The sequence below is a fragment of the Streptomyces sp. NPDC057963 genome (genome assembly GCF_042887155.1).
In the GTDB taxonomy this organism is placed as follows: Bacteria; Actinomycetota; Actinomycetes; order Streptomycetales; family Streptomycetaceae; genus Streptomyces.
This window is the reverse complement of record NZ_JBHVPX010000003.1, coordinates 370,406-384,739: the sequence shown is the minus strand read 5'-3', so window position 1 is coordinate 384,739 and position 14,334 is coordinate 370,406. Positions and strand designations below refer to the sequence as shown.

The following is a 14,334-nucleotide window of genomic DNA, read 5'->3' as shown; positions in this document are numbered from 1 at the left end:
GGAGAGCCCGGATGAACGACACCCTCGCGGGGTGGCTCCAGGTACTCGCCCTGGTGGTCGCGCTGGGTCTCTCGTTTCGCCCGCTGGGCGGTTACATGGCCCGCGTCCTGGTCGCCGGCCATCATGGACGAGTCGAATGCCTGATCTATCGGGCAGGCGGAGTGAACGGTGACGCGGACCAGAAGTGGACGACCTACCTGCGCAGCGTCCTGGCCTTCTCCGCCGTGTCGGTACTGTTCCTGTACGCATTCCTGCGCCTGCAGAACCATCTCCTGCTGTCCCTGGGAATGAAGCCGGTCACCACGGACCAGTCGTTCAACACCGCGGCATCCTTCGCCACCAACACCAACTGGCAGTCGTACTCGGGTGAGTCGACCATGGGCCATCTGGTCCAGATGGCGGGCCTCGCGGTGCAGAACTTCGTCTCCGCAGCCGTCGGCATCGCCGTCGTCGCCGCACTGATCCGCGGCTTCACCCGGAAGAAGACCGATCGCGTCGGAAATTTCTGGGTGGACCTGACGCGGATCGTCGTTCGCGTCCTGTTGCCCCTTGCGTTCGTCTTCGCGCTCGTCCTGGTAGCCGCGGGCACCATCCAGAACTTCCACGGAATCCATGACATCACCACCGTCGCGGGCGGGCACCAGCGTCTGACCGGGGGCCCCGTCGCCTCTCAGGAGGCCATCAAGGAACTGGGCACCAACGGCGGTGGTTTCTACAACGCGAACTCCGCGCACCCCTTCGAGAACCCCAACGCCTTCACCAACCTGATCGAGATCTACCTCATGCTGGTCATCGCGTTCTCGCTGCCGCGCACCTTCGGGACCATGGTCGGCGACAACCGGCAGGGCTACGCCATCGTCAGCGTGATGGCGTTGATCTGGGCCGCGTCGGTCGCCATCGTGACCGCCAACGAACTGCACAGTGTCAGCAGTACGGCCGGTCACGCGGCCGGCGGAATGATGGAGGGCAAGGAGACGCGGTTCGGGATCTGGGCCTCGGCCCTGTTCGCCGTGTCCACCACCCTCACGTCGTGCGGAGCGGCCGGCTCGTCCCACGACTCGTACACGCCGGGCGGCGGCGGAATGACGATCTTCAACATGATGCTGGGGGAGATCGCGCCCGGCGGTACCGGATCCGGGCTCTACGGGATCCTGATCCTCGCGATCGTCGCCGTCTTCGTTGCCGGACTCATGGTCGGCCGCACGCCCGAGTACCTGGGCAAGAAGATCCGGGGCCGGGAGATGAAATTCGCCTCCCTCTACATCCTGACCACACCCGCGCTCGCCCTCGTCGGTGCGGGGCTGGCGATGGCATTCGCGGGCGAGAGGGCCGCGATGCTCAATTCCGGACCGCACGGCTTCTCCGAGGTCCTCTACGCCTTCGCGTCGGCCGCGAACAACAACGGCTCGGCGTTCGCCGGGCTGAGCGCCAACACCGTCTGGTACAACACCGTGCTCGGCGTGGTCATGCTGGTCGGCCGGTACCTGCCGATGGTGTTCGTCCTGGCGCTCGCCGGCTCGCTCGCCGGGCAGCAGCCCGTTCCGGTCACCGCGGGCACCCTGCCCACACACCGGCCCCAGTTCATCGGGCTGTTGACCGGAGTGATCCTCATCGTCGTCGGACTGACATACTTTCCCGCGCTCGCGCTCGGACCCCTTGCGGAGGGTCTCCACTGATGTCCACGACCACCACTCCCGCTCCCGTCCCGCCGGGCGCCGGGCATCAGCGCCGCCGGGTCTCGGGCGGACTGCTCGATCCCCAACAGCTTCTGACGTCCTTCCCCGACGCCCTGCGCAAACTGGATCCGCGCTCGATGGTCCACAACCCCGTCATGTTCGTCGTGGAGGTCGGGGCGGTCCTGACCACGCTGTCGGCCATCAGGACGCCCAGCGTATTCGCGTGGGTGATCACGGCATGGCTCTGGCTGACGTCCGTCTTCGCCAACCTTGCCGAAGCCGTGGCCGAGGGGCGCGGCAAGGCCCAGGCGGAGACTCTGCGCCGTACCAGGACGACGACGACGGCCCGCCGCCTGACGGACTGGCGGCCCGGCGCGGCCGACGCCGCGGAGGAGGAGGTTCCGGGCGTCGCGCTCCGTCTGGACGATCACGTCGTCGTCGAGGCCGGGCAGACCATCCCCGGCGACGGCGATGTGGTCGAGGGCATCGCGAGCGTCGACGAATCGGCCATCACGGGCGAGTCGGCGCCGGTGATCCGCGAGTCGGGCGGCGACCGGTCGGCCGTCACGGGCGGCACCAAGGTGCTCTCGGACCGCATCGTCGTGAAGATCACCTCGAAGCCGGGGGAGACCTTCATCGACCGGATGATCGCACTCGTGGAGGGGGCCGCGCGGCAGCGGACGCCCAACGAGATCGCACTCAATATCCTGCTGGCATCCCTGACGGTCATCTTCCTGATCGCGGTGGCGACCCTCCAGCCCTTCGCCATCTTCGCAGGGGCCGAGCAGACCATCGTCATCCTCGTCGCCCTCGTCGTGGCCCTGATCCCCACGACGATCGGCGCGCTGCTTTCGGCGATCGGCATCGCGGGCATGGACCGGCTCGTCCAGCGCAACGTGCTGGCGATGTCCGGGCGCGCGGTGGAGGCAGCGGGCGACGTCAACACCCTTCTGCTCGACAAGACCGGCACCATCACCCTCGGTAATCGCCGGGCCGCCGAGTTCCTGCCGGTGGACGGGGTGAGCGTCGGGGAACTCGCCGACGCCTCCCAACTGTCGTCGATGGCCGACGAGACGCCCGAGGGCCGCTCGATCGTCGTCCTGGCCAAGCAGCAGTACGCGCTACGCGGCCGGAGCGAGGGCGAACTGGACCGGGCGACGTTCGTCCCCTTCACCGCGCAGAGCCGGATGAGCGGTGTCGACCTCAACGATCCTCAGCGGAACGTGTCTCTGCGCAAGGGAGCGGCGACGGCAGTGATGCGCTGGGTCCGTGACAACGGCGGCCACCCCTCGGCAGGGGTCGGCGCCATCGTCGACGGCATCTCCGCGAGCGGTGGCACCCCACTGGTCGTCGGCGAGGTGACCCGGAACGGTGACGCGCCCGGCGCCCGCGTCCTGGGCGTCATCCACCTCAAGGACGTCGTCAAGGAAGGCATGCGCGAACGCTTCGACGAACTCCGCCGCATGGGCATCAGAACCGTCATGATCACCGGCGACAACCCGCTGACCGCGCGCGCCATCGCCCAGGAGGCGGGGGTGGACGACTTCCTCGCCGAGGCCACCCCCGAGGACAAGATGGCCCTCATCAAGCGGGAGCAGGCGGGCGGCAAGCTCGTCGCGATGACCGGCGACGGTACGAACGACGCGCCCGCGCTGGCCCAGGCGGACGTCGGCGTGGCCATGAACACCGGAACCTCGGCCGCCAAGGAGGCCGGGAACATGGTGGACCTGGACTCCAACCCGACCAAACTGATCGAGATCGTCGAGATCGGCAAGCAACTGCTGATGACTCGCGGTGCGTTGACGACCTTCTCGATCGCCAACGACGTCGCGAAATACTTCGCGATCATCCCGGCGATGTTCGCGATGGTCTACCCGGGCCTGGACAAGCTCAACATCATGCGCCTGCACAGCCCGACCTCGGCGATCGCCTCCGCGATCGTCTTCAACGCGCTGATCATCATCGCGCTGATCCCACTCGCGCTGCGCGGCGTGCGCTACCGGCCGTCCTCCGCCGCGACACTGCTTCGCCGCAACATCTGGATGTACGGGCTCGGCGGGCTGGTACTGCCCTTCGTGGGCATCAAGCTGCTCGACCTCCTGATCCAGTTCATCCCCGGCCTGCGCTGACGGACGGCCCGACGAGAGAAGAAGGCGATCCCGCGGTGCGCACCCACCTTCCCCCCGTACTCCAGCACCATCTGGCCGCCCTGCGGATGCTGCTGGCGTTCACCGTGATCACCGGCATCGCCTATCCGCTGCTCGTCACCGGCATCGCCCAGGCCGGCCTCTCCCACCAGGCCAACGGCTCCCTGCTGACGACGGACGGCACGCCGGTGGCCTCCAGCCTGATCGGCCAGAACTTCGCCCTGCCGAAGAAGAACCCCCGGGACGCCAAGGAGCCGCTGCGCCCCGACCCCAAGTGGTTCCAGCCCCGCCCGTCCGCGGGGGGCTACGATCCCACCGCCTCCGGCGCCTCCAACCTGGGGCCGAACAACACCGACCTGATCGAGACCGTCAGGGGCCGCCGCGCCGCCGTCGCCGCCTTCGACGGGGTCCCGCCCGCGTCCGTTCCGGCGGACGCCGTCACCGCCGGCGGCTCCGGGCTCGACCCGGCGATCTCCCCGGCGTACGCCTACGAACAGGTCGACCGCGTCGCGAAGGCCCGCCACCTCGCCCCCGCCGAGGTCAGGAAGCTGGTCGCCCACCACGTCCAGGGACGTGTTCTCGGCTTTCTGGGTCAGGAACGCGTCAATGTCGTCGAACTCAACCACGATCTGACCCGGCTGATGTGACCAGAATGTGGGGGCGCCGATGCGACGGCGGCCGCAGTGCGGACATACACCGGCGTGGGGCATGACATGGATGCGGGAGCCGTGGCCGTACTTGCGGGGATCGCCGCGTTCGGCGGCCTGCTCGCCGTCCTCGTCGGGACCTACGGCCTGCGCCAGGCACGGCGTGTGAGCGAAACGGGCGTGCGCGTCCAGGCGCTGGTCAAGCGGCGCCCGGCAGAGGTCCGTGAGGACTCGGCCCCACCGCGCCCGCTGCTCCAGTTCGTGACGGAGGACGACAGGGTGATGGAGGTCGTCTGTCCCGTTCCCCCCCCACCCGGCGGAAGCCGCTCGACGACGGCGACGACGTGCTTGTCTCCTACGATCCGGCCGACCCGCGAAGCGTCGTCGTCCATGGGCGGGAACACGTGGGTTCCGACCGTGTGTTCATCGCCGGGGGCGCCCTCGTCGCACTGCTCCCGGCGACCGTGCTCGTTGTCGCGATCGCGGGTCGGTGACAGCCCCGGAGAGCTTCTCGTCGTCGCCTCTCGCAGGGGGCCTGCGAGTTGCGGGGGGCCCTACGAGTGGTGGCCGGGCGTCGGCAGTGCGGGCCGGCCGGCAGCCGGGACAACGGCTCGGCCGACGCGGTCCGGGCCGTCAGACGCCGGTGCGGCCGGCCGTGTCGAGTGCCGCCCCTACCTGGTCGGCGAGAGTCACCGCGACCAGCCGCGCGGCGAGCGGGGGCGCCGCCCCGGGTGCGGGCCGGAGCATGAACCGGCCGTGGAAGTGTCCGTTGTGGAAGACCCGCAGTTCCACTTCCTCGCCCGGCAGACCGTCGCGGTCGGCGTCCCAGCGCCGGTGGCGGTCCCAGGCAATGCTGCCGTCTTCCTCCAGACGGGGCGGACGCCCGATGAGGGTGCCGTATTCGAAGCGGCAGCCGTTCAGGCCGAGCAGTCCCACGAGCTGCCGGCACACATGGTCGATCACGGTGTACGGGCTGGTGGCGGTCTCGGCCAGCCGGGCGGTGTGGTGGATCTGCGCCAGGTAGTCGTGGTCGGTGAGGGCGATCACCTTCAGTTTCCGGGCCCGCGCCGGGCGCCGACGATGCTCGGCGCAGCTCCGAACGAGGCCGCACGACTGGCCGTCGTCAATCCCGCGTCAAGGGTCGGCGGTGCGGGGTCAAGGCTCCGCTAACGGAGAAGTCCGGCCCAGGCGGGGCGGGCATACCGTCACTGCTGTGCCCCGGCTTGCCAGTAGTCCGGGTTGATGTGCCCGTCTTCACGAGGAGTGCCATGATCGACAACCAGCGCGCCGAGGACCCCGACCCCCTTCAACCGGACCGGACCGGGGCGCTGTTCGTTCCGGTCCGGCCGGGGCCCGCGGGCTGCTGCGCCCGCCTCTTCCGGACGCCCCTGGGCATCCGCACCGCGGTTGCCTTCACCAACGAGCGACAACTCATCCTCACGCTGGGGGAGCGGCAGACCTGGATCCGCCTTGCCGAGCCGGCGGTACGTGCCCTCGTCGCGCCCTTGGGTGTGGTCGACCTCGTCGTCGACCCCCTCCTCGTTGCCCCCGGGCCCGGTGCCGCGGCCGCTGTGAAGCCCGCTCGCCCTACAACCCCCGCGCCGCGGCGGAAGCGCCGGCAGGGCTGGGAACCGGGAGCGGCCGATGGGACCCGCACGACCGGCACACAGTCGTTGTCTCCTGCATCAACCTCTTGATCGGCCGGGGGAACACCATGACCACATCACTGCCAGGACAGTCGGTTCCGGCGCCGGACATGCCGCACGCGGTCCCCGCGCCGCCGGGCAACGCCGCAAGTCTGTCCGTCTGGCCCGCTTCGGCGCGGCCCGCCCCCCGCGGCGATGTCGCGGTGGGCGGAGTCTCCCTCGTCGAGGCGGCCGAGCGGTTCGGTACGCCGGTCTACCTCCTGGACGAGGGCGAGGTGCGGGAACGCTGCCGCACCTATCTGCGGGCCTTCCCGGACACCGATGTCGTCTACGCGGCGAAGGCATTCCTCTGTCGCGCCCTGCTGCGCTGGGTGCGGGAGGAGGGTCTCGGCCTGGACGTCTGCTCCGCGGGCGAGCTGGAACTCGCCGTCACCACCGGCTTCCCGCCCGAGCGCATCGTGCTGCACGGCAACGCCAAGAGCCCGGAGGACCTGGGCGCCGCGCTGCGCCTGGGTGTCGGACGGATCGTCATCGACAGCGCGTGGGAGATCGCCCGGCTGTCCGCGCTCATCCCGGACGGTGCCCGACAGAAGGTGTTGGTGCGCGTGGTTCCGGGCGTGAGCGCGGGCAGCCACGCCGCGATCCGCACCGGCACGGACGACCAGAAGTTCGGGCTGCCGATCACCGACGGGAGCGCTCAGCACGCCATTGCCCGGATCCTCGACCAGCCGCGGCTCGAACTGGTCGGACTGCACTGCCACATCGGCTCGCAGATCACCACGGCCAAGCCCTACCTGACTGCGCTCCGACGGGTGGTCGGGCTGCTTGCCCAGGTCCGCCACCAGCACGGGACCGTCCTGCCGGAGCTGGACCTGGGGGGTGGGCACGCGGTCGCCTACCGACCGGGGGAGAACGCGCTCGACATACCGTCGCTCGGCGCCCGCATCCGCCGTGAACTGGCCACGAGCTGCGCGGCGGCCGGCATCCCCGTGCCCCGGCTCACCATCGAGCCGGGCCGCGCGCTGGTCGGGCCGGCGGGCGTGGCGCTCTACCGCGTGCTCGCCGTCAAGAGGACCGGCGACCGGGTCTTCGTCGCCGTGGACGGCGGGATGAGCGACAACCCGCGGCCCGCGCTGTACGGAGTCCGCTACGCACCCCGGCTCATCGGCCGCCCCTCGACGGCCGAGCCCTGCACGGCGACCGTCGTCGGCCGCCATTGCGAGGCGGGCGATGTGCTCGCCGCCGACGTGGCCATGCCGGGCGACATCCGCCCGGGTGACCTGGTGGCCGTCCCTGTCGCGGGCGCGTACCACCTCTCCATGGCGTCCAGTTACAATGCGGTCGGCCGCCCGCCGGTGGTCGCCGTCCATGACGGCCGTGCGCGGCTATTGGTCCGCCGCGAATCCCTCGCCGACATCAACGGCCGCGACGTCGGTCTCTGAATCGTCCGCGCCCATGTCCGCACGCTCCCGGCTCCCGGCTCCCGGCCCACCGGTGGCCGGGAGCCGACGACCATCACGGAACTGATACGCCCTGCGCCGACCGTTCGCCTCTTGGCGAGAAGGAGCCCGGCCGCCGTGCTCGGCACGTCCTCACGCGTCCGCCGCGTCGTGCGCGTCCGCGGATTCTGTCCGGGCACGGCGTCCGGCCTCCTCGGGCCCGCCGTGCTCAGTGCGTCGGAGCAGCCGGTGCCTTCGAGGCGGCGGCGTTCTCCTCCGCGAGCCGCTCCATGCCGCTCTGCGTCTTGAGCGGCTTCTCCTTGATGAAGAGCACCGCGATCAGGGCGAGAAACGCGAAGGGGGCCCCGATCAGGAAGACATCGGCGGTCGCGACCCCGTAGGCGTGCTCGACCACCTGCCGGGCCGGTTCGGGAAGGGTGCTGAGGTCGGGGACAGCGTGCCCGGCGCCGCCGTTGTCCGTCGCCCCGCCGAAGCCCTTCGCCATCTCGCTCGCCACCCGGTGGCTGAGCACGGCGCCCAGCGCGCTCGTGCCGATCGCCCCACCGAGGCTGCGGAAGAACGACAGCACCGAGGTCGCTGCGCCGAGCTCCGACGCGGGCACGTCGTTCTGAGCTGCCAGCACGAGGTTCTGCATCAGCATGCCGACACCGACGCCGAGCACCACCATGTAGACGCTGAGCAGGACGAACGAGGAGTCCGCGCTGATCGTGGACAGCAGGCCCATGCCCGCGGTCATGATGACGCCGCCCGCGATCAGGAAGCCCTTCCACTTGCCCCGGGCGGAGATGATCTGCCCGGCGATGGTCGTGGACACCATCAGGCCGAGGATCATCGGCAGGCTCATCAGCCCTGCGATGGTCGGCGACTTGCCGAGGGAGATCTGGAAGTACTGGGAGAGGAACACCGTGCCGCCGAACATGGCCACGCCGACCAGCAGGCTCGCCACCGTCGTCAGCGCCACGGTGCGGTTGCGGAAGATGTCCAGCGGGATGATCGGTTCCTGGACCCTGGATTCGACCAGGACCGCTGTGATCAGAAGTACCAGACCGGTGCTGACCAGAGCGGCGGTCTGCCATGACGCCCAGTCGAACCGGTTGCCTGCGAGTGTCACCCACAGCAGCAGTGCGCTGACCCCGCTCATGATGAGGACGGCACCGAGGTAGTCGATCTTCACCTTCCTGCGGACCGTGGGCAGCTTCAGCGTCAGCTGGAGCAGCACGATCGCGAGCAGGGCGAACGGCACACCGATGAAGAAGCACCAGCGCCACCCCAGCCAGGAGGTGTCCACGAGCACGCCGCCGATGAGCGGTCCTGCGACCGTGCCGACGGCGAAGACGGCGCCGAAGATGCCGGAGTAGCGGCCGAGTTCACGAGGCGGGATGATCGCCGCCATCACGACCTGGGCGAGAGCGGTGAGACCGCCCGCGCCGATGCCCTGCACCACACGGCTCACGATGAGCAGGCCGACGCTGTGCGAGAAGCCCGCGACGAGTGAGCCGACGATGAACATCGAAAGAGAGAGCTGGATGAGCAGCTTCTTGTCGTAGAGGTCGGACAGCTTGCCCCAGATCGGGACGGTCGCTGTCATCGCCAGGAGCTCGGCGGTGACCACCCACGTGTACGAGGACTGGCTGCCGTGCAGATCGGCAATGATCCTGGGGAGCGCGTTGGAGACCACGGTTGAGGCCAGAATGGCCACGAACATGCCGGCCATCAGGCCCGACATGGCCTGGAGTATGTGACGACGCGTCATGGCTGGTGCGGCCCCCTCGGGCGCACCGGCCGTACCGGTTTCGGGTGTGACGGCAGCGGTCATTTGCTGACGTTTCCTCATTCTCTGGTGAATTGCCCTGGTAGGGGCTTCGGATGTGCTTCAGCCGCTCAGACCGTCGGCCAGCGAGGCGAACGCCTCACGATAGATGCTCTGGAACGTACGGGTACGGCCGGAGGCCGCCCAGAGCTCGACGGCGGCGCGCACGGCAGCGATCGTCACGTGCGTGAGAAGCCGAGGGTAGAGATCGGACTCCGGATCCTGGCCGAGGCGCTCGGCCACGACGGCGACCAGTGCGCGTTCGTCCGCGCCCTGGGCGGCCAGGAATCCGGACAGCAGCGAAGGACTCGTCCTGAGCGCGGCCATCTGGAGCTCCCAGCGTTCGTGATCCTCCTCGATGTGGGCGAGTTCCTGGCCGATCGCCTCGCGGAGAGCATGGAGTGCCGTGAATTCCTCCGGTGCGTTCAGCACCGCGCGGCGGGCCCGCTCGGCGCTGTCCTGGTCCGGCCGGGTGATCGCGTCTTCCAGGCACGGGAAGTAGTTGAAGAAAGTGCGCACCGAGACACCGACCGCGTCGGTGACCGCTTCTACGGTCATGTTCTCGATTCCGCGGTCCGCGGCCATGCGCAGCGCCACGTCCGCGAGGGCGTCACGCGTGGCACGCTTCTTGCGTTCACGCAGTCCGAGGGGCATGTCGTCGGCACACATGAAATGCATGCTATGCAAGTTTGCGTGGCGTGCAAAATTTTTACTGGAAGGGTTCCGGTGCCGCGCGGGTGCCCCGAACCGGTCCAGGCAGGCCCGGACCCGGCCCGCCGCCGTCCCGCCCGACCGCGCGTAGGCCTCCGGCGCGATCCGGGGCGTAGGCGCTGCGCGCCGTGCCGCCGGCGGAACCGAGGCGGGTCAGCCTGCCAGCCGGGCGAGGGCCAGTTCGTGGGCGCGGTCGAGGGAGCCGGCGGCGGCGCAGGGGATGTCCGGTCGCACGCCGGTGCCCTCCCAGTTGGTGCCGGAGACGGGGTTGACGGGGCGGCCGAGCGGGATGGTGGCTTCCAGGTGCGGGTGTACCGTCCAGCCCTCCCGAGGATGTGCACCGCCGCCGGTGCGCTCGCCGACGACAACGGCGCGGCCGAGCTGCTGCAGGTTGTACGTCAGCTCCTCGGCGCCGGAGAAGGTGACGCCGCTGGACAGTACGTACAACGGCTTGCTGCCGCCGAAGCGCGCACCGGGGACGTGCGGCAGGCTCCAGGACTGCTCGCGGCGCTTCCCGTCGCGCCAGTGCATGGTGTTGAGGTGGGTGCGCTCATCCAGCAGATAGCTGCAGACGAAGGCGACCGTGTCCGGGTCGCCGCCCCGGTTGGCGCGAAGGTCCACGATCAGCGCCCGGGCGCGGGAGGCCAGGGTGAGCGCGGCACTCAGCGGTTCGGCGGCCCACTCCAGCGGAAAGAGCGCCGGTGCCAGCTCCACCACGGCGACCCCTCCGTCGAGCAGCTCCACCCGGGGCGCACCGCCCAGCGAGATGTCGAAGTCCCGGCGCATGGCGGTCAGGGTGGCCGCCCCTTGTTCCGGAGGTACCGGGGCGGCGTGGTACTTCAGTCTCAGGTGGCGGTCGCCGTTGACGGACTGCAGGTCCGCGGTGACGAGCCGACCGAGCTCCTCGGCACTGTCGACGTCGTAGGCGCCCTCGGCGAGGCGCCGTTGCAGCAGGTCTGTGAGCTGTTCGGCTGTCTCGGGGAATACGTAGTGCTCGATCAGGAGCCGGGCCGTCTCGTCGATGACCGGGGCAGGCCGAAACGTCGTCGGAGTCGTCATGGCAGGGAAGTAGAGCACCGCCCTTGCGAAAGCGTCAAGATAGTTGGACACTTTCCGTATGCATGATCAGCCTCCCTCTCCGCCGCCTCCTGAGGACGTCCAGGAGATCGGTGCGCCTGAGCAGTTCGCGGCGCTCGCCCACCCCTTGCGTCAGCGACTGCTCTTCGCTCTGGGCCGTCGGCCCGCCACCATCAGCCAGCTCGCGACGCAACTCGACGCGAAGAAGGGCAACGTGGCCCACCACCTCAAAGTGCTCCGCGAAGCCGGACTCGTCCACGTCGCCGAAACCCGCCAGGTCCGCGGCGGCACCGAGCAGTACTACCAGCGCACGGCCCGCCGCATGGTCGTCGCCGAACCCCGAGCGGCGGGCACCGCCGCGATGCTCTCCGCAGTCGCCCAGGAGCTGGACCGCTCGCCCGCCGAGACTCACCTGACGCTGCGCCACTTGCGTCTCAGCCCCGCGAAGGCAAGGGAACTCGGCGAGACCCTCGCCCGGTTGGTCGACGAGGCCGAGGAGGAGTCGGTGGATCAGCCCCTGCACGGCGTACTGGTGACGCTCTATCAGCAGGCTCTGCCGACCGGCACCACAGGTTCCGTCTAGTACTCCAGCCGTAGATGATGATCTGGCTGGTTGCTGGAGTATGTGTCGTCGGCAGTGGCCATGGTGGGCGTTGTGGCCACGGTGTTGGGGACCCCGGCGGAAGCCGGTTGTCGGTCCCCCTGGGTAGGGTTCCGCGGCATGGTGCTTAAGAGTTTCTACGACTTGAGGTTTGGTGTGTCTCCCGGCGGGGCCAGGAAGGACGCGCACCACATTTGCGGCAGTCTCGACGAAGCCATGCGTGCTCTGGACTCCGAACTCGAGGACTACATCAACGTATGGCTGCTGTTCGACTACGGCCCCAGTACTGAACTGGTCCTGGACGTGTACCAGCAGGGCGAACGAGTGCGTTCGATCGATCTTCACCCGTTCATCACGATCCGAGTCGACGGCTACCCGGACATCACCTTCTGCGGACCAGGCAAGCCGACCGGCTACGCCGTTGGCGCGGATGATCCAGAGAAGGTGAGGATGGTGCTTGCCGACGCGATGTTCGAAGGCGACCTCGACGGCAGGATCGAGGTCACTGTGGACTGGGACAGCATCCTCGTCCCACCGCTCGTGGGCGACATCGCGGAGCACGGTGACTACGTCAAGCTTGGCGATGGCGCCCTCGATGACCTTTCCGGCCTTGATGACCTCGACGAGGACGAGTTGGCGGATGAGCTGATCGACCGGGGCTGGGCCGAGTACGGGGATCACGATTTCGAGGCGTGAGCCGGGTGGGAAATGACCTTCGGACTTCGCCATGGATGCTCAGTTTCATGGCTCTTGGGTGGTTTGCCGTCGGTAATGACCATCGCGGGCTCGGGCCTGGTGGCGCCGCCGCCAGTAGGACCAGCGGATTCGGTGGGCTGAGTCGTGAATGGGTTGGACTGCCAGGGCGGTGAACAGGTGCTGGATCTCGTTGCAGCTCAGCGGGATCAGCTGGTCTGGTGCTGGATGCTGGGCGTGTTCGTCGGCGCGGACGACGGCGAGGAAGGCGTGCGCGAGCATGGCGAGGGTGACCCACCGATGCCAGGAGATCCACCGTCTGACCTGGTGTTCGTCCAGTCCGGCCAGGCCCCCGCGACCTGGCCCACCGCCTGGGACTCACTGCGCGCCAATCCTTCCGGAACCTCACCTCCCAGCTCTGTCTTCGGACCCGCCACAGCCTGCTGACACGCACCGCACCGAGCACCTACAAGATCACCCCGACGGACACCTTGACGCCGTCTCCGAGCCCTTAACTTCGCGGCATTGGGCGATGACCAGCCAGGTCCAGCGGTCCGCCGCGGCCGGGTAGCGGAATTGCGGAGCGGTCCAGCCAAGGGTCTGCTTGATCATTCTGAAGGTATGTTCAAGATCGAATCGCCGCAGAAACGATTGCCAGAGCCGGTCCACATCGGCAGCGGTGGCATCGCAACGTGACCACCACAGCCACACCGGCTTGGGATCCCGGTCCCCGGGCAGGTGGTCGACCCGGAGGTGGACCACTGTGCCTGCGATGACCGGTAGTTCACCTTCGGGGTAGTCGGCCCACACCGAGCGGCGGACCAGCAGCGGGTGCAGCTGACACCAGGCGCTGGCGAGGGCCAGCCCGTAGCGGGTGGTTTCGATGACCGTGGTAATCGCCGGGGCGGGCCAGGTGATGGCGTCCTCGAACTTGAATTCCGGTCCGCGCTTGGGCTTGCGCCCGCGCTTGCCAGGCGGCCGGGGCGTTGGCGGGAAGTACAGGACGCGGTCCGAGCGCATCCGCCCCAACAGTTCGACGGGCAGGTCGGTGAGCAGGAAGGCCGGACGGGTGACGTCGTAGCCGGCTTCCACGACGACCGGGACGGGAGAGGCACCGTCCGTCCACTGCCTTGCCGCACATATCGCTGGACCACCTCACGGATCTGGGCCGCAGTGACGGCGATCACGTCGTCGTAGGGACGGAGTCGGATCACATCCAGGATGGCGGTCCACGAGGTCCGCCCGGGTTCCAGGGCAGCTACGAAGGAGCAGGGCCAGCCAGGGATCATCTGGGACGAGCCCTTGCCCCGGCCATAGGTGTGGCAGAACAGCCTGTCCGGGCTGGTGTTCGCGTCCGGCCGCAGCCAGTTGCTGACATCGATGGCCAGGACGATCCGCCCGTCCGCAGCCCGGGGCAAGGCCAGTCCGGTCAAAGCCCTGCGCAGCCGCGCCACATCCAGCCGCCCGCAGTTCAACCCGCCATACAGAGCGCCATGACCACGCCGGTGCTCAGGAGCCGGTGACAACTCGACCAGCGTCTTCACCGGACCCTCGGTGCACAGCAGAGCGTCGACCAGCTCGAACAACTCGTCGCCCCGCGCTTCCAAAAAGTCATAGAGGTCCCGTCGAAACCCGGACAGCACACCAAGAGGATCGACGCGGGCGACCTCGCCCAGCACACTCATTCACACGGCCGTTCTGTGATGCTTCGAATTCGCGCGGTCTTCACAGCAGCGCGCCGCGCACGTGGAAGCCGTCGCGGAGGCTGGCGCGCGTGACCCGAGTGCCTTCCCGGACGATTCCTTCGACGCCCTTCTGCGCTGCTGATCGAGACCGTGATGCCGCCCCGCACGCGGTGAGTGGATT

The 14,334-nt window shown here is 68.9% G+C and carries 12 protein-coding genes and 2 pseudogenes; 8 read left to right on the top strand and 6 right to left on the bottom strand.

Going from position 1 to position 14,334, the window contains the following annotated elements; translation table 11 throughout:
• The first annotated feature begins 11 nt into the window (after positions 1-11).
• The 4 genes from kdpA (at position 12) to ACFVT1_RS08715 (ending at position 4,964) form a co-directional block, all read left to right on the top strand.
• Positions 12-1,676 carry a potassium-transporting ATPase subunit KdpA gene (kdpA, locus tag ACFVT1_RS08730; RefSeq protein WP_389793656.1) on the top strand — a complete coding sequence of 555 codons (1,665 nt, stop codon included), beginning with the start codon at positions 12-14 and terminating at the stop codon, positions 1,674-1,676.
• On the top strand, positions 1,676-3,805 hold the full coding sequence (gene kdpB / locus ACFVT1_RS08725; protein ID WP_389793655.1) for a potassium-transporting ATPase subunit KdpB: 2,130 nt from the start codon (positions 1,676-1,678) through the stop codon (positions 3,803-3,805). The genes kdpA and kdpB overlap by 1 nt, the downstream gene beginning before the upstream one ends.
• 35 nt (positions 3,806-3,840) lie before the next feature.
• The gene (kdpC, locus tag ACFVT1_RS08720; RefSeq protein WP_389793654.1) at positions 3,841-4,470 is read left to right on the top strand and encodes a potassium-transporting ATPase subunit KdpC; all 630 of its coding nucleotides are present in this window, start codon (positions 3,841-3,843) and stop codon (positions 4,468-4,470) included.
• 344 nt (positions 4,471-4,814) lie between these two features.
• On the top strand, positions 4,815-4,964 hold the full coding sequence (locus ACFVT1_RS08715; protein ID WP_389793653.1) for a hypothetical protein: 150 nt from the start codon (positions 4,815-4,817) through the stop codon (positions 4,962-4,964).
• Between the two features lie 139 nt (positions 4,965-5,103).
• Here the strand turns inward: ACFVT1_RS08715 and ACFVT1_RS08710 are convergent, their stop codons facing one another.
• On the bottom strand, positions 5,104-5,517 hold the full coding sequence (locus tag ACFVT1_RS08710) for a hypothetical protein (RefSeq protein ID WP_389793652.1): 414 nt from the start codon (positions 5,515-5,517) through the stop codon (positions 5,104-5,106).
• A gap of 221 nt (positions 5,518-5,738) precedes the next feature.
• Here ACFVT1_RS08710 and ACFVT1_RS08705 point away from each other — a divergent pair, with 221 nt between their 5' ends.
• Positions 5,739-6,167 carry an SAV_915 family protein gene (locus tag ACFVT1_RS08705; RefSeq protein ID WP_389793651.1) on the top strand — a complete coding sequence of 143 codons (429 nt, stop codon included), beginning with the start codon at positions 5,739-5,741 and terminating at the stop codon, positions 6,165-6,167.
• 59 nt (positions 6,168-6,226) lie between these two features.
• A complete protein-coding gene (gene lysA / locus ACFVT1_RS08700) occupies positions 6,227-7,558 on the top strand; it encodes a diaminopimelate decarboxylase (RefSeq protein ID WP_389794068.1) in 1,332 nt (443 codons plus the stop codon).
• Positions 7,559-7,784: 226 nt separating this feature from the next.
• Here the strand turns inward: lysA and ACFVT1_RS08695 are convergent, their stop codons facing one another.
• The 3 genes from ACFVT1_RS08695 to ACFVT1_RS08685 form a co-directional block, all read right to left on the bottom strand.
• Positions 7,785-9,392 carry an MDR family MFS transporter gene (locus ACFVT1_RS08695; RefSeq protein WP_389793650.1) on the bottom strand — a complete coding sequence of 536 codons (1,608 nt, stop codon included), beginning with the start codon at positions 9,390-9,392 and terminating at the stop codon, positions 7,785-7,787.
• Between the two features lie 57 nt (positions 9,393-9,449).
• Complete coding sequence (locus ACFVT1_RS08690; protein WP_389793649.1) at positions 9,450-10,055, bottom strand: TetR family transcriptional regulator; 606 nt, start codon at positions 10,053-10,055, stop codon at positions 9,450-9,452.
• 195 nt (positions 10,056-10,250) lie between these two features.
• A complete protein-coding gene (locus ACFVT1_RS08685) occupies positions 10,251-11,156 on the bottom strand; it encodes a S41 family peptidase (protein ID WP_389793648.1) in 906 nt (301 codons plus the stop codon).
• 58 nt (positions 11,157-11,214) lie between these two features.
• On the opposite strand from ACFVT1_RS08685, the gene ACFVT1_RS08680 reads away from it, so the two are divergent.
• Together ACFVT1_RS08680 and ACFVT1_RS08675 are read left to right on the top strand one after the other, a co-directional pair.
• Positions 11,215-11,757, top strand: coding sequence for an ArsR/SmtB family transcription factor (locus ACFVT1_RS08680; RefSeq protein WP_389793647.1), 543 nt, complete (start codon positions 11,215-11,217; stop codon positions 11,755-11,757).
• Positions 11,758-11,895: 138 nt separating this feature from the next.
• The gene (locus tag ACFVT1_RS08675; RefSeq protein ID WP_389793646.1) at positions 11,896-12,471 is read left to right on the top strand and encodes a hypothetical protein; all 576 of its coding nucleotides are present in this window, start codon (positions 11,896-11,898) and stop codon (positions 12,469-12,471) included.
• 45 nt (positions 12,472-12,516) lie between these two features.
• On the opposite strand, the pseudogene ACFVT1_RS08670 reads toward ACFVT1_RS08675, so the two are convergent.
• Positions 12,517-12,819 (bottom strand): annotated as a pseudogene (locus ACFVT1_RS08670) (IS701 family transposase); the annotation flags it as partial.
• Between the two features lie 177 nt (positions 12,820-12,996).
• A pseudogene (locus ACFVT1_RS08665) lies at positions 12,997-14,153 on the bottom strand (transposase); the annotation flags it as partial.
• Positions 14,154-14,334: the final 181 nt, after the last annotated feature.